At 70.2% G+C, this 26,191-nt stretch carries 21 protein-coding genes and 1 pseudogene; 10 read left to right on the plus strand and 12 right to left on the minus strand.

Going from position 1 to position 26,191, the window contains the following annotated elements:
• The first annotated feature begins 59 nt into the window (after positions 1 to 59).
• The gene (locus tag ETD86_RS57045) at positions 60 to 284 is read left to right on the plus strand and encodes a hypothetical protein (protein ID WP_211370159.1); all 225 of its coding nucleotides are present in this window, start codon (positions 60 to 62) and stop codon (positions 282 to 284) included.
• A gap of 48 nt (positions 285 to 332) precedes the next feature.
• Here ETD86_RS57045 and trpS read toward each other — a convergent pair whose 3' ends face one another.
• A complete protein-coding gene (gene trpS, locus ETD86_RS19325; RefSeq protein WP_211370160.1) occupies positions 333 to 1,337 on the minus strand; it encodes a tryptophan--tRNA ligase in 1,005 nt (334 codons plus the stop codon).
• A gap of 14 nt (positions 1,338 to 1,351) precedes the next feature.
• Positions 1,352 to 2,665 carry a hemolysin family protein gene (locus ETD86_RS19330; protein ID WP_138667554.1) on the minus strand — a complete coding sequence of 438 codons (1,314 nt, stop codon included), beginning with the start codon at positions 2,663 to 2,665 and terminating at the stop codon, positions 1,352 to 1,354.
• A gap of 86 nt (positions 2,666 to 2,751) precedes the next feature.
• Here ETD86_RS19330 and galE point away from each other — a divergent pair, with 86 nt between their 5' ends.
• Positions 2,752 to 3,699 carry a UDP-glucose 4-epimerase GalE gene (gene galE, locus ETD86_RS19335; RefSeq protein ID WP_138667555.1) on the plus strand — a complete coding sequence of 316 codons (948 nt, stop codon included), beginning with the start codon at positions 2,752 to 2,754 and terminating at the stop codon, positions 3,697 to 3,699.
• A gap of 239 nt (positions 3,700 to 3,938) precedes the next feature.
• On the opposite strand, the gene ETD86_RS19340 is transcribed toward galE, so the two are convergent.
• Together ETD86_RS19340 and ETD86_RS19345 are read right to left on the minus strand one after the other, a co-directional pair.
• Positions 3,939 to 4,925: a malate dehydrogenase gene (locus tag ETD86_RS19340; RefSeq protein WP_138667556.1), complete on the minus strand. Its 987-nt coding sequence runs from the start codon at positions 4,923 to 4,925 to the stop codon at positions 3,939 to 3,941.
• Between the two features lie 54 nt (positions 4,926 to 4,979).
• The gene (locus tag ETD86_RS19345; RefSeq protein ID WP_138667557.1) at positions 4,980 to 6,929 is read right to left on the minus strand and encodes a serine/threonine-protein kinase; all 1,950 of its coding nucleotides are present in this window, start codon (positions 6,927 to 6,929) and stop codon (positions 4,980 to 4,982) included.
• 169 nt (positions 6,930 to 7,098) lie between these two features.
• Here ETD86_RS19345 and ETD86_RS19350 point away from each other — a divergent pair, with 169 nt between their 5' ends.
• Positions 7,099 to 8,229, plus strand: a complete 1,131-nt coding sequence (locus tag ETD86_RS19350) for a saccharopine dehydrogenase family protein (RefSeq protein ID WP_138667558.1) — start codon at positions 7,099 to 7,101, stop codon at positions 8,227 to 8,229.
• On the opposite strand, the gene ETD86_RS19355 is transcribed toward ETD86_RS19350, so the two are convergent.
• Both ETD86_RS19355 and ETD86_RS19360 read right to left on the minus strand, forming a co-directional pair.
• Entirely contained in the window at positions 8,226 to 9,254 is a 1,029-nt protein-coding gene (locus tag ETD86_RS19355; protein WP_246148006.1) for a polysaccharide deacetylase family protein, read from the minus strand. The two genes, ETD86_RS19350 and ETD86_RS19355, sit on opposite strands and share 4 nt — an antisense overlap.
• Before the next feature lie 418 nt (positions 9,255 to 9,672).
• Positions 9,673 to 10,152: a WD40 repeat domain-containing protein gene (locus tag ETD86_RS19360; RefSeq protein ID WP_170223158.1), complete on the minus strand. Its 480-nt coding sequence runs from the start codon at positions 10,150 to 10,152 to the stop codon at positions 9,673 to 9,675.
• Between the two features lie 69 nt (positions 10,153 to 10,221).
• Between ETD86_RS19360 and ETD86_RS59160 the strand changes: the two genes are divergently transcribed.
• Entirely contained in the window at positions 10,222 to 10,353 is a 132-nt protein-coding gene (locus ETD86_RS59160; protein WP_281286933.1) for a hypothetical protein, read from the plus strand.
• 130 nt (positions 10,354 to 10,483) lie between these two features.
• The gene (locus ETD86_RS19365) at positions 10,484 to 13,066 is read left to right on the plus strand and encodes an AfsR/SARP family transcriptional regulator (RefSeq protein ID WP_138667560.1); all 2,583 of its coding nucleotides are present in this window, start codon (positions 10,484 to 10,486) and stop codon (positions 13,064 to 13,066) included.
• Between the two features lie 80 nt (positions 13,067 to 13,146).
• Here ETD86_RS19365 and ETD86_RS19370 read toward each other — a convergent pair whose 3' ends face one another.
• From ETD86_RS19370 to ETD86_RS19385, 4 genes are all read right to left on the minus strand, one after another.
• On the minus strand, positions 13,147 to 13,539 hold the full coding sequence (locus tag ETD86_RS19370; protein WP_138667561.1) for a hypothetical protein: 393 nt from the start codon (positions 13,537 to 13,539) through the stop codon (positions 13,147 to 13,149).
• Between the two features lie 309 nt (positions 13,540 to 13,848).
• Positions 13,849 to 15,066, minus strand: a complete 1,218-nt coding sequence (locus tag ETD86_RS19375) for an NADP-dependent isocitrate dehydrogenase (RefSeq protein WP_138667562.1) — start codon at positions 15,064 to 15,066, stop codon at positions 13,849 to 13,851.
• A 53-nt stretch (positions 15,067 to 15,119) separates the two neighbouring features.
• Positions 15,120 to 15,422, minus strand: coding sequence for a DUF3017 domain-containing protein (locus tag ETD86_RS19380; protein ID WP_170223159.1), 303 nt, complete (start codon positions 15,420 to 15,422; stop codon positions 15,120 to 15,122).
• A gap of 7 nt (positions 15,423 to 15,429) precedes the next feature.
• Positions 15,430 to 16,551 carry a citrate/2-methylcitrate synthase gene (locus ETD86_RS19385; RefSeq protein WP_138667564.1) on the minus strand — a complete coding sequence of 374 codons (1,122 nt, stop codon included), beginning with the start codon at positions 16,549 to 16,551 and terminating at the stop codon, positions 15,430 to 15,432.
• A 237-nt stretch (positions 16,552 to 16,788) separates the two neighbouring features.
• Between ETD86_RS19385 and ETD86_RS19390 the strand changes: the two genes are divergently transcribed.
• Positions 16,789 to 17,442: an FHA domain-containing protein gene (locus ETD86_RS19390; RefSeq protein WP_138667565.1), complete on the plus strand. Its 654-nt coding sequence runs from the start codon at positions 16,789 to 16,791 to the stop codon at positions 17,440 to 17,442.
• Positions 17,443 to 17,650: 208 nt separating this feature from the next.
• On the opposite strand, the gene ETD86_RS19395 is transcribed toward ETD86_RS19390, so the two are convergent.
• The gene (locus ETD86_RS19395) at positions 17,651 to 19,192 is read right to left on the minus strand and encodes a glycoside hydrolase family 10-like protein (protein ID WP_138667566.1); all 1,542 of its coding nucleotides are present in this window, start codon (positions 19,190 to 19,192) and stop codon (positions 17,651 to 17,653) included.
• A gap of 91 nt (positions 19,193 to 19,283) precedes the next feature.
• Here ETD86_RS19395 and ETD86_RS19400 point away from each other — a divergent pair, with 91 nt between their 5' ends.
• The 3 genes and pseudogenes from ETD86_RS19400 to ETD86_RS60115 form a co-directional block, all read left to right on the plus strand.
• Positions 19,284 to 20,714 carry a glycoside hydrolase family 3 protein gene (locus ETD86_RS19400; RefSeq protein WP_138667567.1) on the plus strand — a complete coding sequence of 477 codons (1,431 nt, stop codon included), beginning with the start codon at positions 19,284 to 19,286 and terminating at the stop codon, positions 20,712 to 20,714.
• Positions 20,699 to 21,574, plus strand: a complete 876-nt coding sequence (locus ETD86_RS19405; protein ID WP_170223160.1) for a MurR/RpiR family transcriptional regulator — start codon at positions 20,699 to 20,701, stop codon at positions 21,572 to 21,574. Before ETD86_RS19400 ends, ETD86_RS19405 begins: the two co-directional genes overlap by 16 nt.
• Before the next feature lie 225 nt (positions 21,575 to 21,799).
• Positions 21,800 to 21,946: pseudogene (locus ETD86_RS60115) on the plus strand (aldehyde dehydrogenase family protein); the annotation flags it as partial.
• Positions 21,947 to 22,066: 120 nt separating this feature from the next.
• Here ETD86_RS60115 and ETD86_RS19415 read toward each other — a convergent pair.
• Positions 22,067 to 22,918, minus strand: coding sequence for a bifunctional methylenetetrahydrofolate dehydrogenase/methenyltetrahydrofolate cyclohydrolase (locus ETD86_RS19415; RefSeq protein WP_138667568.1), 852 nt, complete (start codon positions 22,916 to 22,918; stop codon positions 22,067 to 22,069).
• A 207-nt stretch (positions 22,919 to 23,125) separates the two neighbouring features.
• On the opposite strand from ETD86_RS19415, the gene ETD86_RS19420 reads away from it, so the two are divergent.
• On the plus strand, positions 23,126 to 26,191 hold a 3,066-nt coding region (locus ETD86_RS19420), incomplete at its 3' end, for a glycoside hydrolase family 38 N-terminal domain-containing protein (protein WP_138667569.1).

The following is a 26,191-nucleotide window of genomic DNA, read 5'->3' on the forward strand; positions in this document are numbered from 1 at the left end:
CGGTGGCCGCGGCCGCCCGGCAGGCCGACTCTCATGGGGATGAGGAGGCGGGGATCCGCGTGCTGGAGAACGGCCTCGCCCGGCACGCCGACGCCCCTGCCGTCCAACGGGCGCCGGCCCTGGTCTACCTGGCTGAGCTGCGGGTGCGTACCGGTGACCACGACGGCGCGGTGGCGGTGCTGGCGGAGGTGGAGGCGATGGACCTGACCCCGGCCGAGCGCGAGGCGCTCGCCACCGACTACGCGGCAGCCGCCGAGCTGGCGGCCGACCTCCGTCGCCCCTGACCACCGCCGGCCGGCCTCCCGCCCGGACGGACCGCCACGGCTCGGGAGTCAGAGCGTGGGGAGGAAGCCGACCCGGTCGCGGACCGCGGCCATGGTCTGCCTGGCCACCGTCGCGGCGCGCTCCGCGCCCACGGCCAGCAGCCGGTCCAGCTCCTTCTCGTCCGACAGCAGCTTCTCCGTACGCTCCCGGATCGGCGCGAACGTCTCCAAGACCGCCTCGGCCACGTCCTTCTTGAACGTGCCGTATCCCTGCCCCTCGTAGCGGGCGACCAGCTCGGGAATGGGCGTGGCGGTCAGCGCGGACTGGATGCGCAGCAGGTTGGAGATGCCGGGCTTGTTTTCCTCGTCGAACAGGACCTCGGTCCCCGTGTCCGTGACCGCCCGCATGATCTTCTTCCGCAGCGGCCCAGGCTGCTCCAGGACGTCCAGGATCCCGGCCGGGCTCGACGACGACTTGGACATCTTCGCCGTCGGGTCCTGCAGATCGGTGATCTTCTCGACTTCCTTGAGAATGTACGGCTCCGGCAGCGTGAACGTGTCACCGAAGCGGTGGTTGAAGCGCTGGCCCAGGTCGCGCGTCAGCTCCAGGTGCTGCTTCTGGTCGGCCCCCACCGGCACCGCGTTGGCCTGGTAGAGCAGGATGTCGGCGGCCTGCAGGATCGGGTAGGTGAACAGCCCGACGCTGGCCGCGCTCTCCCCGAACTTGGCGGACTTGTCCTTGAACTGCGTCATCCGGCCCGCCTCGCCCATGCCGGTGAGGCAGATCAGGATCCAGGCGAGCTCGGTGTGCTCGCGTACGTGCGACTGCACGAAGACCGTGGAACGCTCCGCGTCGAGGCCCGCGGCGAAGAGCTGCGCGGCGGCCACGCGGCTGCGGCGGCGCAGGGCGGCGGGCTCGGTCGGCACGGTGATCGCGTGGAGGTCGACCACGCAGTAGAAGGCGTCGTGGGTCTCCTGCAGGGTGACCCACTGGCGGACCGCACCCAGGTAGTTGCCCAGGTGGAAGGAGTCCGCTGTGGGCTGGATGCCGGAGAGAACACGAGGTCTGGCCATAGCAGGCAATTGTGTCAGGAATCCTGGTCGGGCGGCGACTCGGCGACCGGTCGGCGTTTCACCCTCACCCGGGCGACCCGGCGGCCGTCGAGCTCGGTGACGGTCAGCTCGAATCCCGAGGCCTCCACACGCTCCCCGAGGACGGGCACGTGGCCCAGCATGGCCATGACGAACCCGCCCAGCGTCTCGTACGGGCCGTCGGGCAGCCTGATGCCGGTCTCGGAGGCGAAGTCGTTGAGGTTCGTCAGGCCGTCGATCTCGATCTCGCCGGCGGGCAGGATGACGACGTCCTCCTCGACGTCGTACTCGTCCCTGATGTCCCCGATCAGCTCCTCGACGAGGTCCTCCATGGTGACGATGCCGGCGGTGCCGCCGTACTCGTCCACGACGATCGCCAGATGCTGGCCCTCGTCGCGCATCTCGTTCAGGGTGGTGAGCAGGCGTTTGGAGGCGGGCACGAACTTGGCGGGGCGGATCGGCACGACCGCGCTGATCGGCTCGGCGCGGCCGGCGAGCTCGGGATCGAGGATGTCACGGACGTGGACGAACCCGATGACCTCGTCGTACGACTCGCGGTAGACCGGGAAGCGGGAGTGCGGCAGCCTGGCGGCCTCGCGCGCAGCCTCGACCAGCGGCGTGTCGGCCTCCATGAACTCCACCTCCGTCCGTGGCAGCATCACCTCCCTGAGCTGTCGTTTCCCCGCGGCGAACACCTCGGCGATCAGCTTGCGCTCGTCGGCGGTCAGGTCGGTGTGCCCGACCACCATGTCGCGCAGCTCCTCGGTGGTGACCTCCTCCCTGTCGGCCTTCGGATTGCCGCCGAGCAGCCTGACCACGCCGTCGGTGGACCTCGACAACATCCAGATGATCGGGCGCGACAGGGTGGCGATCCAGTCCAGGAAAGGAGCCACCCTGAGCGAGAGCCCTTCGGCCCGCTGCAGGGCCAGACGTTTGGGGGCGAGCTCACCGAGCACGAGCGACACGTACGAGATCGCCAGCGTCACCAGCACGAGCGCGAGCACGGGGGCCACGGCCTCGGGCACGCGCCACCCTTCGAGCACGGGCACGAGCTGGGCGGCCAGCCGGTCGGCGCCGAACGCGGCCGACAACATGGTGGCCACGGTGACGCCGATCTGCACGGCGGAGAGGAATCGGTTGGGGTCACGGGCGAGCTTGGCCACGCGTTCGCCCCTGCGGCCGCGTTCGGCGAGCTTGCGGACCTGGCTCTCCCGGAGGGAGACCAGCGCCATTTCGGCCGCGGCGAAGAAACCCCCGGTCAGAATGAAGATGAGAACCAGGGCGATGTTGGCCGCGACGGTGTCAAACATGGTGGTTGGCAGCGTACTCGGGTGGTTTCCAGCGTATGCTGAACGCCAAGCCATACAAAATCAAACATATTTGAACAGGAGCCAACATGAGACTGCTGGTCACCGGAGGGGCCGGATACGTCGGCAGCGTCGTCGCGGCGCAGCTGGTCGAGGCGGGACACGAGGTGACAGTGCTCGACGACCTGTCAACCGGGCATGAGGACGCGGTGCCGGAGGGTGCCCGTTTTGTCCGCGCAGACCTCGCCGCCGCGGGCGACGCGCTCGACGGCGTGGACGCGGTGTTGCACTTCGCGGCCAAGTCGCTGGTGGGCGAGTCGGTGCAGAAGCCGGGACTCTACTGGGAGAACAATCTCGGCGGGACGCTGGCGTTGCTCGAGGCCATGCGGGACAAGGGCGTAGGCAAGATCGTGTTCTCCTCGACGGCGGCCACGTACGGCGAGCCCGAGCGCTCCCCGATCCAGGAGGACGACCCGACGCGCCCGACCAACCCGTACGGCGCCACCAAGCTGGCCGTGGACACCGCGTTGAGCGCGTACGCGCGCATCCGCGGGCTGGGCGCGGTGAGCCTGCGCTACTTCAACGTGGCCGGCGCCTACGGCCGCTACCGCGAGCGCCACGCCGTCGAGACCCACCTCATCCCGAACGTGCTGAAGGTCGCCACCGGCGAGCGCGCGTCGGTGAGCGTGTTCGGCACCGACTACCCGACGCCGGACGGGACCTGCGTGCGTGACTACATCCACGTGGCCGACCTGTCGCGGGCGCACCTGCTGGCGCTGGAGGCGATCGCGCCGGGCGAGCACAAGATCTACAACCTGGGCAGCGGCACGGGGTTCAGCGTGCAGGAGGTGATCTCGGTCTGCCGCGAGGTCACCGGCCACGAGATCCCCGCCGTCGTGGGCGAGCGCAGGGCCGGAGACCCCGCCGTGCTGGTGGCCTCGTCCGCGAAGATCCAGCGTGAGCTGGGCTGGAAGGCCGAGCGGCCGGCGCTGCGCGACATCGTCTCCGACGCGTGGGACGCACTTTCTGGCAAATAAGCCACATACTCCGGCCGAATATGTGCTGTGATACCGAAACGTGAGGAGCTTTTCACCAAGGGTCACGAAGCTGATCTATGGTGCCCTCATCATGACGGGCAGCCTCCTGGCGGCCGCCGGTGTCGTCTTCACGACCCCGCAGCCCGCTCCGGCCGTACAACCCACGTCCTGCCCCGCACAGAGCGGGGTGAGCCCATGAGAAAAGCCCCCCGCGCCGGTCGGGGGGCTTTCTCGCCACATCAGATGAGGCCGAGCTCCTTCACCGCGGTGCGCTCCTCCTCCAGCTCGCGGACGCTGGCATCGATCCGCTCGCGGGAGAAGGCGTCGATCTCGAGGCCCTGGATGATCTCGAACCTGCCGTTCGCCGCGCGGACGGGGAACGACGAGATGAGGCCCTCGGGGACGCCGTACGAGCCGTCGGAGGCGACAGCGGCCGAGGTCCAGTCGGTGCCGTTGACCCAGTCGTAGACGTGGTCGATCGCGGCGTTGGCGGCCGAGGCGGCCGAGGAGGCGCCGCGGGCCTCGATGATGGCGGCGCCGCGCTTGGCCACCGTCGGGATGAACGTCTCCTTCAGCCACTCCGAGTCGACCTGCTCGGCCGCGACCTTGCCGCCGACCTCGGCGTGGAACAGGTCGGGGTATTGCGTGGCGGAGTGGTTGCCCCAGATCGTCATCTTCTTGATCTCGGTGACCGGGACCTGGAGCTTGGCGGCGAGCTGCGACAGCGCGCGGTTGTGGTCGAGCCGCGTCATCGCGGTGAAGCGGTCGGCCGGCACGTCGGGCGCGTGCTGCTGGGCGATGAGCGCGTTGGTGTTGGCCGGGTTGCCCACGACCAGGACCCTGATGTCGTCGGCGGCGTGGTCGTTGATCGCCTTGCCCTGCGGGCCGAAGATGCCGCCGTTGGCGCCGAGCAGGTCGCCGCGCTCCATGCCGGCCTTGCGCGGCATGGCGCCGACGAGCAGCCCGACGTTCGCGCCGTTGAAGGCGACATTGGGGTCATCGGTGATCTCGATGCCGGACAGCAGCGGGAACGCGCAGTCGTCCAGCTCCATCGCGGTGCCCTCGGCCGCCTTCAGGGCCGGCGTGATCTCCAGCAGGCTGAGCTTGACCGGCACGTCGGCGCCGAGCAGCTGCCCCGACGCGATGCGGAACAGCAGTGCGTAGCCGATCTGGCCGGCGGCTCCGGTGACGGTCACCTTGACGGGCGCAGTGGCTGACGACGCCATAGCCTTCCCCTAACTCGCAGCAGGATTGTTGACGTTGGGGATGTTACCCCCTCGTCATCCGCAGGTTTCCATCGCGGGCTGCTCCAGCTCCGGCTTGAACTCAACCTTGCCGAAATACTTGGACATGAGCTGCTTGAGCGCGCCGGTGCGGTAGAGGTCGGCGATGATGCCGTTCACGGCCTTGCAGGTCTTCGCGTCGCCGTTCCTGATGCCGACGGCGTAGCGCTCGTTGCTCAGCTTGGCGCCGAGGACCTTGTAGCGGAGGTTCTCGCGGTTGGCGAAGCCGGCCAGGATGAGGTCCTCACCGGGGATCGCGTCCACCTCGTCGTTCCTGAGCTTGTCCATGCAGAGGGCCATGTTGCCGGCCGGCACGGGCTTGACCTTCACCCGGTCCTGCACCTCGCCGACGGACGGGCTGTTGGGGGCGCAGACCCTCTTGCCCTTGAGGTCCTCGATCGAGTCGATGCCGCTGCCCGCCCTGACGAGGACGTCGCGGTGCGCCAGGTAGTAGGGGCCCGCGAACTGGGTCGGGCCCTCGTCGATCGCGAAGGTCGCGACGACGAGGTCCACCCTGCCCTCGGCCAGCCCCATCGGCCGGTCGTCCCGGCTGACCCTGACGAACCGCGTGCGCTCGGCGCCCAGCCCTTCGGCGACACGCCGGGCGATCTCGATCTCGAAGCCCTGGAAGTCCTCGCCGTTCTGCAGCCCGACGCCGGGCAGGTCGCCCTTCACGCCGATCACGATCTCCTTGGTCTGCGCGACCTTGTCCGCCACCGAGGCGAACGACTTCGTGGGCTCCGGGCTCGGCTCGCGCTCCTCCTGGAACGCGAGCGGCGGCCAGCCGTTCAGCGCCAGCGCCGCCGCCGCGGCGGCGACCAGGGCGAGCGCCGTGCCGAACGCGATCCACAGTTTGGCGCGGCGCCGCACCGGCCCTGACGGCGCGGTCATCGGGTACGGCTCCCGGCCTGCGTCCGGCGGCGGGGTCATGCCTCCTGACCCGCCGGGCATCACCGTCACGGCGCCTTGACCCGTGGCGGGCGTTTCCTCCTGAGCTGAGGGGCCGGAGTGGGCGGGCACCAGCGAAGCGGAGCCCTTGTCGGTGATCGATCCGGCCGACACCCTCCTGAACGGCGTGGTGTCGTCGCTGGCCACCTGCACGCCCCGGGTGAGCACGGCCGTGGACGCCCCCACCCCGGTCGACTGCCCGAGCAGCCGCAGCAGGATCTGGTCGGCCGAGGGCCGCTCGGCGGCCGTCTTGGCCAGCGCGGAGCGCACCACGCCGCGCAGCGGCTCCGGCAGCATGCCGACGTCGACCTCGTGGTTGAGAATCCGGTTGAGCACGGTGGCGATGGACTTGCCCTCGAACGCGGCCTGCCCGGTCGCCGCGAACGCGATGGTCGCGCCCCAGGAGAACACGTCGGTGTACGGCCCGATGTCATCCCCGGCGATCTGCTCGGGCGCCATGTAGGCGGGCGTGCCGATGGCCCGGCTGGTGATCGTCCCTGTGGAGTCGATGATCCGGGCGATGCCGAAGTCCACCACACGCGGCCCGTCGGCGGCGATCAGCACGTTGTCGGGCTTGAAGTCCCTGTGCACGATCTGCGCGTGGTGGATGGCGGTGAGCGCGGTGGCGGCACCGATCGCGAGCCGGTCGAGCGCCGTGCCGCTGATCGGGCCGTCGGTCTCGACGATCTCCCTGAGCGACCGGCCGTCGATGTATTCACTCGCGATGTACGGCGTGTCGCCGTCGAGATCGGCCTCGATCACCCTGGCCGTGCAGAACGACGCCACCCGCTGCGCCGCCTTCAACTCCCTGGCGAAACGCGACCTCGCGATCGTGTCACCGGAGAACTTCACGTGCAGCAACTTGATGGCCGCGCGCTCGCCCTCCTCGTTGACGCCGAGGTAGACGATGCCCTGACCGCCTTCCCCGATCCGTCCGGACAGCCGGAATGACCCCAGGTGGGTGGGATCGCCGGCCATCAGCGGCGAGATCTGCGGCATTCGTCATTCCCCACGTTTTCACCAACCCCAACGACGCAAACTTTACGACGCTCAGCAACCTCTCAGGGTTTCGTTAACCGTTCGTGAGGTCACGAATTGCCTCACCTGTCAGAGCCGGAAGTCAAGTAGCGCCTTGCGCGCGCGGCCGATCGCGGGAAGGCTCGAGATCATGGATCGTCCCTACGACATTGTGCTCTTCGGCGCGAGCGGGTTCACCGGCGCGCTCACTGCCGCCTACCTCGCCGGTGCCGCCGCCCCCGGCACCCGGTGGGCGCTGGCCGGACGCGACCGCGCCAAGCTGGAGGCGCTCGGGCTCGATGTGCCGATCATGATCGCCGACGCAGCCGACCCGGCCGCGCTGGCCGAGCTCGCCCGCCAGACACGCGTCCTGGTCACCACGGTCGGCCCGTACGTCACGTACGGCGAGCCCCTGGTCGCCGCCTGCGCCGAAGCGGGCACCCACTACCTGGATCTGACGGGCGAGCCCGAGTTCGTGGACCGGACCTACCTACGCCACCACGACCAGGCCGCCAGGAGCGGGGCCAAGATCGTGCACGCCTGCGGCTTCGACTCCGTCCCGTGGGACCTCGGCGTGCTCTACACCGTCAGCCTGCTCCCCGAGGGCGTCCCGCTCTCCGTCAGCGGCTTCCTGCGGGCGAGCATGCGCCCGTCCGGCGGCACGCTGGCCACCGCCATGACCATGTTCGGCCGCGCCCGTCAGATGGCCGAGGCCGCCGCCCAGCGCCGGTCCGCCGAGCCGAGGCTGAAGGAACGCAAGGTGAGCTCGTCACCCGGCGGCCTGCGGTACGTGGGGGGATGGGCGCTGCCGATGCCCACCGTCGATCCGTCCATCGTCGGCTACTCGGCCCGCCTGCTCGACCGCTACGGCCCTGACTTCTCCTACCGCCAGCACTACGCCGTCAGGACGTTCCCGCAGGCGGTGGCGACGGCGGCGGGCGCGGGCGCGTTCGCGGCGCTCGCGATCATCCCGCCGGCCCGCCGGCTGATCCAGAGCCGGCTGCGACCGGGCGAGGGCCCGTCGCCCGAGCGGCGCGCGAAGAGCTGGTTCAAGGTCACGTTCCTGGGCGAGGGTGGGGGCGAGCGCGTGATCACCGAGGTGGCCGGCGGCGATCCCGGGTACGGCGAGACCGCCAAGATGCTCGGCGAGTCGGCCCTGTGCCTGGCCTTCGACGAGGTGCCCGACCGCGCGGGACAGCTGACGACGGCCTCGGCCATGGGGCATGCGCTCATCGACCGGCTGCGACGCGCGGGCATCACGTTCACCACGAAAGCCGGCTAGTACGGCAGGCTCCACTTGGCGAACGTCTTACGCAGGTACGGCGCCTTGAACTTCGGGTACGCCACCGTGCTGACGTCCCCGTCGGAGGTGTAACGCATGTCCGGGTTGTTCTTCAGCCAGTCCAGCCAGGCGTGCGAGCAGAACTGGGAGCAGTCGCCCTTCTTCTCCATGGCCTTGATGCGCGGGATGCCGGCCGCGTCGAACGCCTTGCTGAACGGCGCCGGAGCCGGCGTGTAGCCCGCCAGGAACGCGCCCTGGTGGTTGTAGTGCTTGCCGCGCATGGCCCAGTCCTTCTTACGCGGCTGGTTGCCGTACGGAAGGGCGATCGTGGTGGGCTTGACGTAGGACAGCGAGGTGATCTGCTGGCCGATCGTGCCGATCTGCTCCTCGACCTCCTTGTGCGAGCGTGTACGCAGGTCGAAGTGATCGCGGGTGTGGTTGCCGATCTCGAACCCGTTGTCCTTCAGCCACATCAGCATCTGGGCCTGCTCCTCGCGGCCGGTCTTGCCGAACATGTCGCGCGTGACGTAGAAGGTGGCGACCGGTCGGAAGCCCGGGTGCTTGGCGGCCACGTCCTGCATGATCGCGACGGCCGTGTCCTTCTGCGGAGTGCCCATCTCGTTCAGCGTGAGCTGCGAGGGCGAGGAATCGTCGAAGGTGAGGACCACGGGATGCTTGCCGGCCGGGATGTCGATCTTGCCGGCCACCATCTCGGCGGCCGTGATCGGCACGTAGTCCTCCTTGACCAGCCGCTCCAGGTCCGCGCGGAACTGCTGCGGCGAGCGGTCGTCGGTGGTGGCCGGCTTCTCCACGATCCGGTGGAACATCAACACCGGGATCTGCCCCAGTTCGTTCGCCTTCACCTTGGCGGCGGCCTTGGCCTTGGCGGCCTTGTCCACCTTGACCTTGCCGGCGGTGTTCGCCTTGGTGTCCGCCATCTTGGCGGTGTCGGGCTGCGAGTCGCACCCGGCCAGGAGCACCGCGGCGGCGAGCACCCCCAGCCCACTGGAAATACGCAGTCGCATTCGAACCCCCCGAGACGCGTACGACTGTTACGAGGGGGCTCTTACCCAGGTGATCAACTACGCCACGCCGCCGCACTGTCAAGACATGGGAAAGGGCCGCACGTCGGCGGCCCTTTTAGCGAGAACGCTGCGGTGGACGGTCAGGCCAGCTTCTTGTTGAGGGACTGTCAGGCCGTTCCGCCGACATGCACGGCAGGTGTCGAGAATCGCGCTGGCGTGCGTCGCAGCCGTCACCACCGATCAACCTCTGTCATCGTCGGCCTACCTCGGACAGCTCACAGACGGCCCAAATCCTGGTGAACGAGTCGACCCAGGCTGGATTCATGGGGGGTGGGCCGGCCAGCGTGAGCGCAGCAGAAGCAGGGGCAAGTTCCCTCCGAACGTGTTCGACATCGCTTGCGCGGCTGGTGGCTCTCGGTCAGCGCCCACTACGGCGTTCGCTTCCGGATGTGGACCCGCGGGCTGCCGGTCCCGCGGATCGGCACAACGTGAAAGGCTCGATGCCGGGCAGGTGGCGGGACCATTCAGCGGCGGTGAGTGTACGGCCCGCGCGTGCGCACACCGTCGCGGCCACGTGCCGCTCGTTCACGTCATGCACGCGCACGGTGCCATCGACGGTGGCGGTGTGCAGTTTCGTGCCGTCCGCCGAGAACGCCATCCACCCGTCGCCGACCTCATCCAGGCTCTGCTTACCGTCGAAGACGATTCCCAGCGGTTGCCGGCTCGGCACGTCCCACACCTGCACGCGCATGCCCTTCTCGTACGAGGCGATCGTGCGCCCGTCAGATGACCAGGCGAGCACGGCGGCCTCGCTGACCGGCACCGCGGAGAACTGGGCGATCCGGGTCCTGATGTCGCCGTCCCACAAGGTGAGCCGGTCCGGGCCGGCGAAGGCCACCTGACGGCCGTCCGGGCTGAAGGCGAAGGGGCCGTCGAGCTGGCCGCCTCGACCTGCGCCTCGATCACCTTGGCCGTACAGAACGAGGCGACCCGCTGGGCCGCCGCCGCCTCCTTGGCCAGCCTGGCCCGCGCCTCCGCGCCCTCGGACCTGGGCACCTTGATCGCGACCCGCTCGCCCGGCTCGCCGTACGCCTCGTAGACGACGCCCTGGCCGTCTGGGCCAGCCGCCCGGCGAGCCAGGAGTCGACGAGCCGGTGCGGATCGGCGCGAGTGAGAGGAGCCATCAAGTGTGCCATTCTGATCGACATCTCCCCGAGAAGGAAGATCGCATGGAATTTCGCATCATGGGGCCGCTCGAGGTGCGCGACGGCGACGGGCGGGACCGCACGCCGACCGTGCCGAAGCACCGTGACCTGCTGGCGATGTTCCTGTTGAACGCCGGTCGCCCGCTGACGGCCGAGCGGCTGCGCCGGCTGCTGTGGCCGCGCGAGGGCGGCGACCGGTCCGACTCCCTGATCCGCGGCTATGTGGGCCAGTTGCGCCGGCTGATCGGCCCAGACGTGATCACGACCGTGTCCGGCTCGTACGTGCTCAACCTCGGCGACGGCCTCCTGGACGTGGACCGGTTCCGGCTGCTCGTGGACCGGGGGGCGTACGAGGACGCGCTGGCTCTGTGGCGGGGCGAGGTCCTGGAGGACGTGGACCCCGAGGGCGAGCGCTGGGTGGAGACCCGGCTGCTGCGCGAGGAGCTGGAGGAGCTGCGGCTGCTCGCCCTGGAGCGCAGGGTGCAGGCGGACCTGGACGCGGGCCGGCACCGTGAGCTGCTGGCCGAGCTGAGGCAGCTGACCAAGCAGCACCCGATGTGGCAGCGCTTCCGCGGCCAGTACATGCTGGCGCTCTACCGCAGCGGCCGCCGGGTGGACGCGCTGGCGGCGTACGCGGTGCTGCGCGACCAGCTCGACGGCGGCCACGCGATCGAGCCCGACCCGGAGCTCCAGCTGCTCTACCACCGCATGCTGTACGACGACGTGTCGCTGCACGTCTCGGCCGGGCCGCCGGTGCTGCTGCCGCCCGACATGACCGACTTCACCGGCCGCGCGGACCTGCTGGAGCGGGTGATAGGCGGCCTGGTCGTGCTGCACGGCCAGGCGGGGGCGGGCAAGTCGGCGCTGGCGGCGCACGCGGCGTGGCTGCGACGTGAGCGCTTCCCCGACGGCATCCTGTACGCCGACCTGCGCGAGACCACGACCCCGGCGGCGGTGCTGGAGGACTTCCTGCGCTGGCTGGGCTGTCCGGCGCAGGCGATACCGGCGTCGCCGGAGCAGCGCGAACGGCTGTTCCGCACCTACACCGCCAACCGCCGGCTGCTGGTGGTGCTGGACAACGCCGTCAACGAGGCGCAGGTGCGGCCGCTGCTGAGCGCGTGCCCGACGGTCGTGACCAGCCGTTCCCCGCTCGGCGGCCTGACCGGCGCGCTGCGGCTCTCGGTAGGCGTGCTCGACGACGCCGAGGCGTTGGAGCTGCTGGTCAGGAGCTCGGGACGGGCCGCGGACGACGCTCTGCGCAGGCTGGCGCGCTTCTGCGGCGGCCTGCCGATCGCGTTGCGCATCGCGGGCTCCCGGCTGGCGGCCCGGCCTGGGTGGACCGTCGACTACCTGGTGGGGCTGCTGGAGGACGAGCACGAGCGGCTGGACCGGCTGCACGCGGGCGATCTGACGGTGCGGAGCGTGTTCGCGATCGGGTTCGACGGGTTGCCCGAGGCGGCCAAGCTGACGCTGCGCGGGCTCGGCGCGCTGTCCGCGCCCGACTTCGCGGACTGGGTGACCGAGCAGCTGGGCGGGCAGGCGGAGGCGCTGGTGGACGCCGGCCTGCTGGAGACGCACGGGGTGGACGTGGCGGGCCAGGTGCGTTACCGGCTGCACGGCCTGACCCGGCTGTTCGCCCGCGAGCAGCCGGTGCCCGGCGTGCTGGCGACCCTGTCGGAGGTGGTGCAGGCCAGGGTGCGGGCGTCGCGGTTCTCGCTGGTGTCGGGCGATCCGGCCACGGCCGTGGCGACCAGGGACATCAGGGAGTCGGTGGAGTGGCTGGCGGCCGAGCGGGCGTTCCTCGTGAGCCTCGTCGCCGACCTGCACGCGGCGGGGCTGGACGATGGGTGCTGGCGGCTGGCGCACCTGCTGGTGCCGTTCCTGGAGCGGCATCGGTTCCTCGACGACTGGCAGGCCGTGGCGGGGCCGGCGCTGGAGTCGGCGCGCCGGGCGGGAGACGACCGGGGCGAGGCGCTCGCCCTGCTGGACCAGGGCGACCTGCACCTGGCCGAGCGGGAGTGGGACCGCGCGCACGCGAAGCTGCGGGTGGCGCTGGCCATGTTCCTGCGCCAGGCCGGGCAATCAGGCAGGAGCCGCGACGTCAACCACACCAGGCGCCGGCTCGGCCGCGTGCACCTGGAGCTGGGCCGGCTGGAGGAGGCGGAGCGGGCCCTGCTCACGTGCCTGGAGGGCGCGGAGAACGAGCGCGACGCCGCCGACGCCGAGCAGGTGCTCGGCGTCGTGCTGCGCCGCGCGGGCCGGCTCGACGAGGCCGCCGCGCGGCTGCGGGCCGCCGTCGGGCACCTGGCCGAGCTGGGCGACCGGCACCGGCAGGCCGACACGCTGCTGGAGCTGTCCGCGGTGCACCAGGCGCAGGGCGCCAAGGCGGCCGCCAGGGCCGCCGCCGAGCAGGCCAGGGGCATCGCCGTCCGCCTCGGCGACCGGCTGCTCGACGCGCACGCCCTGCTGGCGCTGGCCAAGGTCAACCGGGCGGAGGGCGCGGCCGAGCGCACGCGCGAGTTGGCCAGCGCGGCACTGGAGGTCTTCGAGCAGACCGGCGACCGCCAGGGCAGCGCGAACGCCCGCGCCCTCCTGGCACTCGCCTGAACCGCCGGCGGAGGTTCTCGCAGTGCAGCTCATCGGCGTCCCGGTGTGGACCGCGTGCCCCGGCGTCCAGGACCGAACCGTCAGATGAAGTCGCGGTGCTCCTCGACGCTGCAGTCCTGCCTCTGGGTGTTCCTGATGCTGCGCAGGTTGTCCTTGCTCATCCAGCCGTGCGTCCCGGTGCCCTTGACACGGACGTACACCCAGTACTTGCCGTACTTGTTCCGCGTCCAGCAGTGGAAGTACAGGACCTGGCCCGCGTGGAGCTTGGTGACGTTCCCGCACGCGGCGTACGGAGCGGTCTTGAGGTTGAACGACCCTCGCATGACGCCCCAGCCGTCGTCGACGTTGACTGGACTCGGTCCGCCGCACCCGGGCAGCGTGGCGGCCGACGCCGCGGCCGATCCACTTAGCAGGGCCGCCCCCATGGCGCCTGCGATCGCCAGCGCCCCGAATGTCTTGACCATGTGGCTCATGCCGTTCCCCCTTCACCTAGCACCGATCGATGCCATGGACGATAGGAACTCCTGCGTTGAGCTTGTGTTGAGGATTTGTTGAGCCCGCCAGCCCCGTTTTCCGCACGTGAGTGATCTTCAGCGGAGGTCTCGCGGGTCGATATCGAGGAAGTCCAGGAGATGAAGGGGAAGATCGCTCGGTTGCGGGATGGTCGGGGGGACTGGCCGGTCCTTTCGGCCGTCTTCGCGCCCGATCCGAAGCCGTGACGGCCCAGGCATGCGAAACGGCCCCCACCTCGCGGCGAAACCGCAGGTAGAGGCCGTATTCGACTAGGCGGACATCTTCTTCTTGAGGTTCTCGTCCAGCGCGGCCAGGAAGTCCTGGGTGGTCAGCCACTTGGCGTCGCCGCCGATCAGGAGCGCGAGGTCCTTGGTCATCTGACCGCCCTCGACGGTCTCGATGCAGACCTGCTCCAGCGCGTTGGCGAACTCCGTCACGGCGGGGGTGTTGTCGAGCTTGCCCCGGTGGGCCAGGCCACGGGTCCACGCGAAGATCGAGGCGATCGGGTTGGTGGAGGTGGGCTTGCCCTGCTGGTGCTGGCGGTAGTGGCGGGTGACCGTGCCGTGCGCGGCCTCGGCCTCGACGGTCCTGCCGTCGGGGGTCATCAGCACCGAGGTCATCAGGCCGAGCGAGCCGAAGCCCTGCGCGACCGTGTCGGACTGCACGTCACCGTCGTAGTTCTTGCACGCCCAGACGTAGCCGCCCTCCCACTTGAGCGCCGCGGCGACCATGTCGTCGATGAGGCGGTGCTCGTAGGTCAGGCCGGCCTTGTCGAACTCGTCCTTGAACTCGGTCTCGAAGACCTCGGCGAACAGGTCCTTGAAGCGGCCGTCGTACGCCTTGAGGATCGTGTTCTTCGTGGAGAGGTAGACCGGGTAGTTGCGGGCCAGGCCGTAGCGCATCGACGCGCGGGCGAAGTCGCGGATCGACTCGTCCAGGTTGTACATCGCCATCGCGACGCCGCCGCCGGGGAAGTCGTAGACGTCCAGCTCGATCGGCTCGGAGCCGTCCTTGGGGGTGAACGTCAGGGTCAGCGTGCCCTCGCCGGGGACCTTCAGGTCGGTGGCGCGGTACTGGTCGCCGAAGGCGTGACGGCCGACGACGATCGGCTTGGTCCAGCCGGGAACGAGCCGCGGCACGTTCTCCATGATGATCGGCTCGCGGAAGATGACACCACCGAGGATGTTGCGGATGGTCCCGTTGGGGGACTTCCACATCTTCTTGAGGCCGAACTCCTCCACCCGCGCCTCGTCCGGGGTGATGGTGGCGCATTTCACACCGACGCCGTACTTCTTGATGGCGTTGGCGGCGTCGATGGTGACCTGGTCGTCCGTGGCGTCCCGGTGCTCGATGCCGAGGTCGTAGTACTTCAAATCGACGTCGAGGTACGGAAGGATCAGCTGGTCCTTGATGAACTGCCAGATGATCCGGGTCATCTCGTCGCCGTCAAGCTCGACGACCGGCCCCTCCACCTTGATCTTGGGCATGCGAATGGTTCCCCTTCAATGAATGGATGCGTTGAGGCTATCGGACCGTCTGGTCAACGGGCGAAAAGGGACAGGATGAACGCCTTGAGCTCGTTGCTGTCCAGCAGCAGCGAGGTCAGCACCATCACGAAGCCGAACACGGCCAGCGTGGTGACGTCGATGCGCTTGCTGCGGACGGACAACTGGCCGCCGTACCCGGCGAACCGCAGCGCGGCGCCGACCATGACGGCGGCGCCCAGCGCGAACCCGCCCCAGCGCGGGTCCACGAAGAAGATCACGAGCACGCCGACGACCGCACCCGCAAGAATCAGCGGGTACGGTCCCCAGCTCTCACGTTCGGTCCCTTGATCGCTCAACAGTCGCTCAACGCTCTTCTAGCGGCTTCCACTTCTGGTCCGTCTCACCGATGTATTCGCTGTCGGGGCGGATCAAACGGTTGTCGGCGTGCTGCTCGATGACATGAGCCGTCCAGCCGGACATGCGGCTGATCGAGAAGACCGGCGTGAACAGGTCCGTCGGGACGCCGAGATAGTGATACACAGAAGCAGCGTAGAAGTCGACGTTCGGGTAGAGGCCCTTCTCCTCGAAGACGACCTCCTCCATCTCCTTGGACATCCGGTAATAGCGGTCGTCGCCCTTGGCCTCGGCCAGCTCCGCCGACATCCTGCGCAGGTGGGTGGCGCGCGGATCCTCGGTCTTGTAGACGCGGTGCCCGAAGCCCATGATCTTCTCGTGCGCGGCCAGCTTGTCGCGTACGGCCTGGGCCACCCCGTCCTCGGGGATCGACTCCAGCGTCTTCATGACCTGCTCGTTCGCGCCGCCGTGCAGGGGGCCCTTCAGAGTGCCGATGGCGGCGACGATGGCGGAGTGCATGTCCGACAGTGTGGCGGCGCAGACACGGGCGGCGAACGTGGAGGCGTTCATGGTGTGGTCGGCGTGCAGCACGAGGCACTCGTCGAAGATCTCGACTTCGCGTGGCTCGGGGGTGCGTCCGGTGACCTGGAGCAGGAAGTTGGCCGCGATGCTCAGCGACGGGTCGGGTTCGGGGATGCTGCCGCCGGTGCGGGCGGCGTGATAGCGGGCGACGAGGAGCGGCTGCTGCGCGACCAGGCGGGCGGCCTTGCGCAGGTTGGCGTCGGGGGCGATGGAGTCTTTGTCCGGATCGTCCGCGCCCGAAAGCGAGACCAGCGAGCGCAGCGCCTCCATGGGTTTCTGCTTCTCGGCGATCTCGGCGATGTTCGCGGACACCAGGGCACCGAGCTCCCTGCCTCGCGCCAGCTCCTCGCCGTAGGCGTCCAGCTCCGAGCGGGTGGGCAGCTTGCCACGTTGCAGCAGGTGTGAGGTCTCTTCGAACGTCGCGCGGCCGGCCAGGTCGTGGATGTCGTATCCACGGTAGAAGAGCCGACCGGCCTTACCGTCAATGTCGCTCAGCGCTGTGGACGCGGCTACGACATCGGCCAGGCCTTTCGTGGGCTTGTCCGCCATGAGTGTTTCCTCCGCTTATCTTCGACCGAAGTCTACCCGTGAGCAGGCAAAACCGTCCGCAAAGGTCCAGACCAATTTCACGTCGGATTCTCCTTTCGGCAAAGGAGATTCCGCATCCCCTCGTTTGGGTAAGCCGGAGCTGTAGTAATAGTTACGGCGGGCTACCTGGGGAGGAACTGCCGTGCCCAGGAGGAGGCGTGCCGTTCATACGCTGCCTCACAAGGGGAGGAACCGCCAGTGGAGGGGCCGTTCATACGCATCGAGGACACCGGCGAGGTGATCCCGTTGCGCCCCGAGATCACGACGGTCGGAAGGGGCCGGGGTGTCGACATCCGGCTCACCGATCCCAGCGTCTCGCGACTCCATGCCGAATTCGTCAGACGAGGACCCTACCTGTACGTCGTCGACCTGGGACTGTCCAGGAACGGCACGCGGGTGAACGGCAGGCCGATCGCCCGGAGGGTCCTTGACGACGGCGACGTCGTCTCGTTCGGTGCGGCGCGGGGCCGCATCGGCGGAGTCCCCCGTGAGGACTTCACCCCCGAGGTGGAGCTGCGCAGGGCTGCGGCGCCCGAGCTGACCAGGCGTGAGGTCGACGTGCTGACCTCGCTCTGCCGGCCGGCGCTGTCGGACGAGGCGTTCGTCGCGCCGGCGACCGCACGTGAGATCGCCGACGACCTGGTCGTGACCGAGGCCGCGGTCAAGCAACATCTGCTGCGGCTCTACCAGAAGTTCAGGATTCCCGAGGGCACCAACCGGCGCACGCGGCTGGCCAACGAGGTCGTCGCGCTCGGTCTGGTGCGCCCGACCCCTGTGGTGCCGCCGCAGAGGTCATCGGGAGCCGCAGCCACGGCCGAGCAGGCTTCGGCGGCTGGGCGCAGGGCTTCATAGGGACTGGATCGCGACCGGGGCTTCGGCGAGGGGTTCCGGCAGCGTCGGAACCTGGACAACACCATGCTCATGAGAACGGGCTCGTGAGCCCGGTGGGTCGCCGCACGCCTTTCGGCACGCGGCGACTTGCCGGGCTCGAGGCAGGTCAGGGCAATGGCCGGCGACACGTGTGGGCGAAGCACGCTCGCAACCGCGTCGCCGGCGCATTTCAGAGGACCCGGAATCCGTTGCTGGGCTTGCTGGTCCTGTTGGCGCGGTCCACCGCCACCGCGTAGTAGTGGTCGCCGCGCTTGCCGTCCGGGTCGGTCCACCGGATCTGCCGGTCCCCCGGCACGACCGCGACCAGGTTACGGGCGTCGGCGAAGGCGCCGGTGGACGCGTGCCCGTCGAAGCGGAAGATCGCGAACAGGAACGGCTCCTCCCTGCCTGTGGCCACCGCCCGCACCTCGACGCCGTCCTGGCGGCGCAGCGCGTACGCCACCACCGGCCGCCGCGGCGGCTCCCCGCTCGAGAGCCTGGGCAGCACCGGCGCGAGCGCGGGCCGCTGGTAGTGCTCGTCGACGGCCGTCGTGATGGAGCCGATCCTGTCGACCTTGACGTCGTTGGCGTTGTACCAGATGTCGCCGCTGATCTCGGGGTGGTTCCTGTTGAGCGTCAGGTGGTTGGACAACTCGGCGGGGTTCTTCCACTCCGGCGCGGGCTGGGCGGGGTCGCCCGCCTTGTACGCGGGCTGCCCGATCCACAGCAGCGTGTTCGTGCCCTTCGCCACGTCGGACCACCACGGCACGAGCTTGGAGTAGTCGGCCGGCGGCTGCCCGATGTACCAGTAGAGCTGCGGCGCGATGTAATCCAGCCAGCCCTTCTTCACCCAGCCGCGGGTGTCGGCGTGCAGGTTGTCGTACGACTGCCCGCCGTTGGTGTCGGAGCCGAGCGGGTCGCTCGCCTTGTTGCGCCAGATGCCCGACGGGCTGATGCCCCAGGCGATGTCCGGCTTGCTCGCCAGGACCCGCTGCTGCATCTCCTGCACCATGAGGTCCACGTTGTTGCGCCGCCAGGCGGCCAGGTCGGGGAAGCCGGCGCCGTACTTGGCGAAGGCGGCGCTGTCGTCGAAGGCCGTGGTGTTGACCGGGTAGAAGTAGTCGTCGAAGTGCAGGCCGTCGATGTCGTAGCGGGTGACCGCGTCCATCATCGCGTCCTGGCAGAACTTCCGCACTTCCGGCATGCCGGGGTTGTAGTAGAGCTTGCCGCCGAACGGCAGGATCCAGTCGGGGTGCTTGCGCCCGGGGTGATCGGGGTGCAGCTTGGCCGGGTCGGCCTGCATCGACACGCGGTACGGGTTGAACCAGGCGTGGAAGGCCAGGCCACGCTTGTGCGTCTCCTCGACGGCGAACCCGAGCGGGTCGTAACCGGGGTCCTGGCCCTGCGTGCCGGTGAGGTATTGGGACCACGGCTCGTACGGCGACGGCCAGAACGCGTCCGCCGTCGGCCTGATCTGCACGAACACCGAGTTGAGCTTGCGCTGCACGGCCACGTCGAGCCAGGCGAGGTACTCGGCCTTCTGCTCGTCGGCGGTCAGCCCCGGCTTCGACGGCCAGTTGATGTTGACGACGGAGGCGATCCACATGCCGCGCATCTGGCGCAGCGGCGGCACAGTGTTGTCGACGGCGGCCTGCGCGAAGGCAGGCAGCGGGACGGCGGAAGCGGCGGCGGCGAGGGCGAGACCCTTTAAGAGAGTCCTTCTGCTCGGCATAGGGGATGGCCTCTCGGGGGGAGGTGGTTGTGTCGAGGGCGACGATGACAGAAAATTACCTTCAGATCAATAATCGTGAAGGAAAATGCCGATGAGCCGTGACCTGTACAGACTGGCGCTGACGGTGCTGCATCCGGGGTTCGAGGGGACCTCCGCCCCCGACTGGCTGCGCCGCGCGCTGGGCGACGGTCTCGGCGGGGCCGTCCTGTTCGCCCGCAACGCCGTCAACGCGCAGCTCGTGCGGCAGCTGCGGGCCGAGAATCCGGCCGCCGTCGTCGCCATCGACGAGGAAGGCGGCACGGTCACCCGGCTTGAAGTCCTGTCCGGCAGCTCCTTCCCCGGCAACAGGGCGCTGGGTGTGGCCGACAATGTGGATCTTACCGAGCGGGTGGGCCGCCAGATCGGCAGGATGCTGGCCGAGCTCGACCTCACGCTGAACTACGCGCCCTCGGCCGACGTGAACGCGAACCCGGCCAACCCCGTGATCGGCGTGCGCTCGTTCGGGCCGGATCCCGGCCTCGTCGCCCGCCACACGGTCGCGTACGTCAACGGCGTGCAGGGGGCGGGCGTGGCCACCTGCGCCAAGCACTTCCCCGGCCACGGCGACACCGTCACCGACTCGCACCTGGCGCTGCCCACCGTGCACGCCTCGCGGGAGGTGCTCGCCGAACGCGACCTGCCGCCGTTCCAGGCCGCGATCGGCGCCGGGGTACGCAGCATCATGACCGGCCACCTGCTCGTGCCCGCGCTCGATCCGTCGTCGCCGGCGACGCTGAGCCGTGCCGTGCTGACCGGGCTTCTCAGGGACGAGCTCGGCTTCGACGGGATGGTCGTCACCGACGCGATCGAGATGCGGGCGGTGGCCGCGATGTTCTCCCCCGGCGAGATCGCGGTGCGGGCGCTGGCCGCCGGCGCCGACGCCGTCTGTGTGGGGCTGTGCACCGAGGACAGCCTGCGCGAGATGCGCGACACGATCGTGGCGGCCGTGCGCGACGGGACCCTGCCCGAGGAGCGGCTGGCCGAGGCGGCCGCGCGGGTGCTGGCCCTCTCCGGCTGGTACGCCGGCCAGACCGCGCTGCGCGACCAGGCCCGCGCCGACGTCGATCCCGGCGTCGGCCTGGAGGCGGCCAGGGCCGCGCTGACCACGACCGGCAGCGCCGAACTCGACCGGGGGCCGCTGGTCATCGAGATCAACACCCGCCACAGCCAGGCCGTCGACCCTGCGACGCCGACCGGCGTCACGGCGGCGCTCACCAGGCGGCTGCCCGACACGGCCATGTTGCGGATGGAACCCGACGGCGAGCTGCCGCCCTTCGACGAACGGCCGGTCGTGCTGGTCGTGCACGACGCCGCCCGGCACCCCTGGGTACGCGACGTCGTGGCCAAGGCCGTGGCGGCGCGACCCGACGTGATCGTGGTGGACACCGGCATCCCCGGCCCGCCGGTCGGCGCGGCCCACGTCGCCACCCACGGGATCTCGCGGGTGTCCGCCCAGGCGGCGGCGGAATGGCTGACCTGGTGAGCGCCGCCGAGCCGGCCAACCCCGTCGCCACCGTACGTGCCGTGCTGCCGTCGCTCACGCCGGCGGCCCAGTCCATCGCGCGCATCATCCTGGACGACCCGGGGCTGGTGGTCCGCAGCACGATCACCGAGTTCAGCGGGGTGTCAGGAACCAGCGAGGCCACGATCGTGCGGACGGCGCGGGCGCTCGGGTTCTCCGGGTACTCGCAGATGCGCTTCGCGCTGGCGGCGGCCGTGGCCAAGGAGCCCGAGCGGCTGGTGCCCGGGGACCTGGCGCCGGACGACCCGCTGACGGACGTGATCGCCAAAGTGGCGCGGGCCGAGTCGGAGGCCCTGGCCGACACCGCCGCCCAGCTCGATCCCGACCAGCTGGGCGAGGTGGTGTCGGCGATCTCGGTGGCGCGGCGGGTGGACGTGTACGGGGTGGCGGCGTCGGGGCTGGTCGCGGCCGACATGTCGCAGAAGTTGCTGCGGATCGGGCTGTCGAGCCATCCGTTCAGCGATGCCCATCTGGCCTTGACCAGTGCGGCTTTACTGCGGGAAGGGGATGTGGCGGTGGCGATCAGCTGCAGCGGGGAGACTCCCGACGTGCTCGTCCCCGCCCGGACCGCCGCCGAGGCCGGGGCGTTGATCGTGGGGATCACCAACAATCCGCGGTCGGCTCTGGCTGAGCTGGCGGATCACACGCTGGTGTCGGCGGGGCGGGAGACGGCGTTCCGGCCCGGGGCGCTGGCCAGCCGGATCAGTCAGTTGCTGATCGTGGACTGCATCTTCGTGGGGTTGGCGCAGCGGACGTACGAGACGGCGGACGCGGCCATCCGGGCGACCCGGGACGCCACGGACCGGTACCGCAGCCGGTGACCCGGCCGGGCGGGCGCCGCCGGCGGCGGCATGGGTGTGTGCTCGTCAGGCTAGGCGCGGGCGACCGCTCGCCCGCCCCCGGCCCCGCACCCGATCCAGCTCCGCCCGCAAGGCGGCGGGCAGCACGATCGTGCGGGAGGTGAGCCGGCGCGGCGAGGCCCGTTCCAGGTAGGCGTCCAGGTCGTCCGGCGGGAGGCCACCGTGCTGGCCGGGGTGCCGGCCCGCGTGCCGGCGTACGCGGAGGAGGCGTTCGGGCCAGTGGCGCCGGTGATGACGTTCTCCTCGGCGGAGCTGACGGCGGCGCCGGCCGCCGACTCGGACCACGGCCTGTCGCCAGGCGTCCTGACCCGCGACGTCATGAAGGGGCTGTCGCCGGTCGACCTGGTGCCGACGGGGATCGTGCACATCAACGGCCAGACGGTGAACGACGAGGCTCGCTCAGGGCTCGCGTGGTGCGTGCAAGGCGCCGGGGATCCCGGCGCCTTGCCGCCTTCACCGAGCTTGGCGTTCCGCGGCCTCCACGACGTTGGAGAGCAGCAGGGCGCGGGTCATGGGGCCGACGCCGCCCGGGTTGGGCGTGAGGAACCCCGCGACCTCCGCCACGTCCGGCGCCACGTCACCGGCGATCTTCCCGTCCACCCGGGAGACCCCCACGTCGAGGACGGCCGCGCCCGGCTTGACCATGTCGCGGGTGATCAGGCCGGGTACGCCTGCCGCCGCCACCACGATGTCCGCCCGGCGGACGTGGCCGGCCAGGTCCTGGGTGCCGGTGTGGCAGAGGGTCACGGTGGCGTTCTCGCTGCGGCGGGTCAGCAGGAGGCCGAGCGAGCGGCCCACCGTGATGCCGCGCCCGACCACGGCCACCTCCGCGCCCTTGATCGGCACGCCGTATTCCTGCAGGAGCAGCACGATGCCGTGCGGGGTGCACGGGAGCGGCGCGTCGACCATGTGGACGAGGCGGCCGAGGTTGACCGGGTGGAGGCCGTCGGCGTCCTTGGCCGGGTCCATGCGCTCCAGCAGGGCCATCGTGTCGAGGTGCTTGGGGAGGGGGAGCTGGACGATGTAGCCGGTGCACTCGGGGGAGGCGTTGAGCCCGTCGACGGCGGCGTCGACCTCGGCCTGCGTGGCGGTGGCCGGCAGGTCGACGCGGATGGAGGCGATGCCCACCTCGGCGCAGTCACGGTGCTTGCCGGCCACGTAGATCTGGCTGCCCGGGTCGTCGCCCACCAGCACCGTGCCCAGGCCGGGCGTGATGCCGCGGTCCTTGAGCGCGGTCACCCGGGTCGTGAGGTCTGCCTTGATCTTGGCGGCGGTCGCCTTGCCGTCGAGTTTCACTGCGCTCATGCGGGACATCCTTCCATGCCTGCTCTCTGTTCTCGCAGCCACCGTCCCCGGGCGCGTACACGAGCCGGACTCGGGAGTTATCCACAGAACCCAGGCAGTCGACTCAAGTTATCCACAGACGATCTTTGACATCGTTGTCATTGATCTTCGGAGGGCTTAGTGTTACGGGCGCCGGCACCTCGCTCTGCTCCTCACGGAGGTACGCCCTTGCCTGTCCGCCTGTTGTCCGCCGAGTCGACCGATCTGTTCGTAGGCTCCGAGGGCGAGCCGCACCAGGTGCTACGCGTCACGGTCGCCCCAGGAGCGCACGACACGCTCCTGGAGCTGCGTGGCGAGGGCGTGCGTCCGGCCGAGCCGGTGACCGTGCCCGCCACCGCCTCCGGCGTCCTGGAGATCCCCCTGACCGTGACGGCGTCACCGGGCACCGCCGTGCCGTGCGTGGTGACGCTGGGTGAGGAGTCCCTGGAGGTCACGGTCACGGCCGAGGAGCCGGGCTGGACGATGCACATGGTGTCCCACTTTCACTACGACCCCGTGTGGTGGAACACTCAGGCGGCCTACACCAGCCCCTGGGAGTTGCTCTCGGCCGACGCCACGACGAGGCCCTTGTGGGAGCGAAACGCGTTCGCGCTGGTGGAGGCGCACATCGAGCTGGCGTTGCGCGACCCCGACTACCGTTTCGTGCTGGCCGAGGTCGACTACCTCAAGCCGTTCTTCGACACCCATCCCGAGCGGCGGGCCGATCTGCGCGCCCTCATGGCCGAGGGCCGGGCCGAGCTGATCGGTGGCACCTACAACGAGCCCAACACCAACCTGACCGGCGCCGAGACCACGATCCGCAACCTCGTCTACGGCATCGGCTACCAACGCGACATCCTGGGCGGCGATCCGCGTACGGCGTGGCAGCTGGACGTGTTCGGGCACGACCCGCAGTTCCCCGGCTACCTGGCGGCGGCGGGGCTGACCGGCAGCGCGTGGGCGCGCGGGCCGTTCCACCAGTGGGGGCCGATCCACAAGAACTTCAAGCAGGCCAAGAACGACGCGGCCATGATGCAGTTCCCGAGCGAGTTCGAGTGGATCTCGCCGTCCGGGCAGGGCGTGCTCACCCACTACATGCCGGCGCACTACTCGGCGGGCTGGTGGATGGACTCCACGCCCACGCTGGAGGAGGCGTGCCAGGCGGTCTACGACCTCTACCGGTCGCTCAAGCCCGCGGCCGCGACCAAGCACATCCTGCTCCCTGTGGGCACCGACTACACACCGCCCAACAAGTGGGTCACCGACGTCCACCGCACGTGGGCGGCCCGCTACGTGTGGCCGAGGTTCGTGTGCGCCACGCCGCGGGACTTCCTGGACGCCGTCCGCGCCGACATGTCGCACTTCAGCCCCCAAACGCGCGACATGAACCCGATTTATACCGGCAAGGACGTCTCCTACATCGACACCAAGCAGGCCCAGCGTGCCGCCGAGGTGGCCGCGCTCGACGCCGAGCGGTTGTCGGCGTTCGCGCAGGCGCTCGGCCTGGGCCGCTACCCGCACACGGCCCTCGACAAGGTGTGGCGGCAGCTGGCGTACGGCGCGCACCACGACGCCATCACCGGCTCGGAGTCCGACCAGGTCTACATCGACCTGCTGACCGGCTGGCGAGAGGCCCACGACCTGGCCACGGCCGCCAGGGACACCGCCCTGGACGCCCTGGCCGGCCAGATCGCGGTGGACGCCCCGAGCATCGCGGTCACGAACACGCTGCCCTTCGCCCGCGACGGCCTGGCGCGGGTACGCCTGCCTGCGGGTCATACGTTGGCCGACGTGCCTGCCGTGCTGGAGGACGGCACGCTCACGTTCCTGGCCCACGACGTTCCCTCGCTGGGCTGGCGTACGTACCGGGTGGTTCCGGGCTCCCCCGCCGCCTGGCGTCCCACACCGGCGTCCGGCGCCGTCACCATCGAGAACGACCGCTGGCGCGTCACCGCGGACCCCTCCCAAGGCGGCGGCCTGACCTCGATCCTCGACCTGGCCTCGGGCCAGGAGGTCCTCTCCGGGCTCGGCAACGAGCTACGCCTCTACGACGAATACCCGCAGCACCCCGACATGGGTGAGGGCCCGTGGCACCTCATCCCCACAGGTCACCCCACCGGGTCGGGGGAGACCCGGGCGCTGACCGCGCGTGCGGAGACGAGCCCGATCGGCCGGCGCCTCATCGTGACAGGTCGGGTGGGCGAGATCTCCTACGAGCAGACCGTCACCCTGCTGTCCGGCTCGGACCGCATCGACTTCACCACCCGGGTGCTGGACCACACGGGCGCCGACCGCCTGCTCCGCGTCCGCTTCCCCGCCCGCGTCGAAGGCGCGCTGCCGGTGTCGGACGTGTCGGGCGCCGTGGTGGGTCGCGGTTTCGCGCTTCCCGACGTGGACACGGCCGAGCATCCATGGACGCTCGACAACCCGGCCAACACGTGGTTCGGGCTGTCCACCACCGCCAAGGTCGATCTCGGCGAGGCGGGCGCGCGGGCGCTGGGCGTGGCGGAGGTCGTGGTGCCCACGCTCGCCGACGCGCCCGGGGCCAGGGACCTGGTGGTGGCGCTGGCCCGCGCGGGCGTGACCGCCACCACGTCCTCCGCCTCGGGCAGCAGGTACGGCTGGCTGGACGTCGACTCTAACCTGCCGGACGTACGCATCATCGTGGGCGGCCCCGACACCAACCCCGTGGCCGCCGACCTGCTCGCCCAGGCCGACCCGGCGTATCTGGACGCGCTGAAGTCGGGCGCCCCCCGCGTGTGGGTGCCCGCCGAGCACCCGCTGCCGGAGGTCTGGCAGCCGAGCGCCGACCTGCGCGACCTCCGCGCCCTGCCCGCCCTCATCGTCGCCGGGCCGATCGCGGACCTGGTGACCGACCTGGCCGACGCCACGATCGAGGCCGTGTGCCCGCTGGGGGCCGAGCGTCTGGAGGAGCGTACGGTCGCGCTGCTGGCTTACGGCCTGCCCGGTTTCGCCGTGGACCCGTCCGGGGCGCTGCACCTGTCGCTGATGCGGTCCTGCACGGGCTGGCCCTCGGGCATCTGGCTGGACCCGCCCCGCCGCACGACGCCGGACGGCTCGGGCTTCCAGCTCCAGCACTGGACTCACGAGTTCTCCTACTCGCTGGCCGCCGGCGAGGGCGACTGGCGAGCCCTGCGCCTGCCCGCCGCGGCCCAGGAACACATCACCCCGCTGCTCCCCCGCTCGCTGGACCCCCAGGACGGCAGCCTCCCGCCGACCCACTCACTCCTCACG

This window comes from Nonomuraea turkmeniaca, assembly GCF_005889735.1.
Lineage (GTDB): Bacteria > Actinomycetota > Actinomycetes > Streptosporangiales > Streptosporangiaceae > Nonomuraea > Nonomuraea turkmeniaca.

Bases quoted from the DNA above. Each gene is read 5' to 3' on its own strand.
- trpS (WP_211370160.1), bottom strand. From the start codon at position 1,337: ATGGCCAGACCTCGTGTTCTCTCCGGCATCCAGCCCACAGCGGACTCC.
- ETD86_RS19330 (WP_138667554.1), bottom strand. From the start codon at position 2,665: ATGTTTGACACCGTCGCGGCCAACATCGCCCTGGTTCTCATCTTCATT.
- galE (WP_138667555.1), top strand. From the start codon at position 2,752: ATGAGACTGCTGGTCACCGGAGGGGCCGGATACGTCGGCAGCGTCGTC.
- ETD86_RS19340 (WP_138667556.1), bottom strand. From the start codon at position 4,925: ATGGCGTCGTCAGCCACTGCGCCCGTCAAGGTGACCGTCACCGGAGCC.
- ETD86_RS19345 (WP_138667557.1), bottom strand. From the start codon at position 6,929: ATGCCGCAGATCTCGCCGCTGATGGCCGGCGATCCCACCCACCTGGGG.
- ETD86_RS19350 (WP_138667558.1), top strand. From the start codon at position 7,099: ATGGATCGTCCCTACGACATTGTGCTCTTCGGCGCGAGCGGGTTCACC.
- ETD86_RS19355 (WP_246148006.1), bottom strand. From the start codon at position 9,254: ATGCGACTGCGTATTTCCAGTGGGCTGGGGGTGCTCGCCGCCGCGGTG.
- ETD86_RS19365 (WP_138667560.1), top strand. From the start codon at position 10,484: ATGGAATTTCGCATCATGGGGCCGCTCGAGGTGCGCGACGGCGACGGG.
- ETD86_RS19370 (WP_138667561.1), bottom strand. From the start codon at position 13,539: ATGAGCCACATGGTCAAGACATTCGGGGCGCTGGCGATCGCAGGCGCC.
- ETD86_RS19375 (WP_138667562.1), bottom strand. From the start codon at position 15,066: ATGCCCAAGATCAAGGTGGAGGGGCCGGTCGTCGAGCTTGACGGCGAC.
- ETD86_RS19385 (WP_138667564.1), bottom strand. From the start codon at position 16,551: ATGGCGGACAAGCCCACGAAAGGCCTGGCCGATGTCGTAGCCGCGTCC.
- ETD86_RS19395 (WP_138667566.1), bottom strand. From the start codon at position 19,192: ATGCCGAGCAGAAGGACTCTCTTAAAGGGTCTCGCCCTCGCCGCCGCC.
- ETD86_RS19400 (WP_138667567.1), top strand. From the start codon at position 19,284: ATGAGCCGTGACCTGTACAGACTGGCGCTGACGGTGCTGCATCCGGGG.
- ETD86_RS19405 (WP_170223160.1), top strand. From the start codon at position 20,699: ATGGCTGACCTGGTGAGCGCCGCCGAGCCGGCCAACCCCGTCGCCACC.
- ETD86_RS19415 (WP_138667568.1), bottom strand. From the start codon at position 22,918: ATGAGCGCAGTGAAACTCGACGGCAAGGCGACCGCCGCCAAGATCAAG.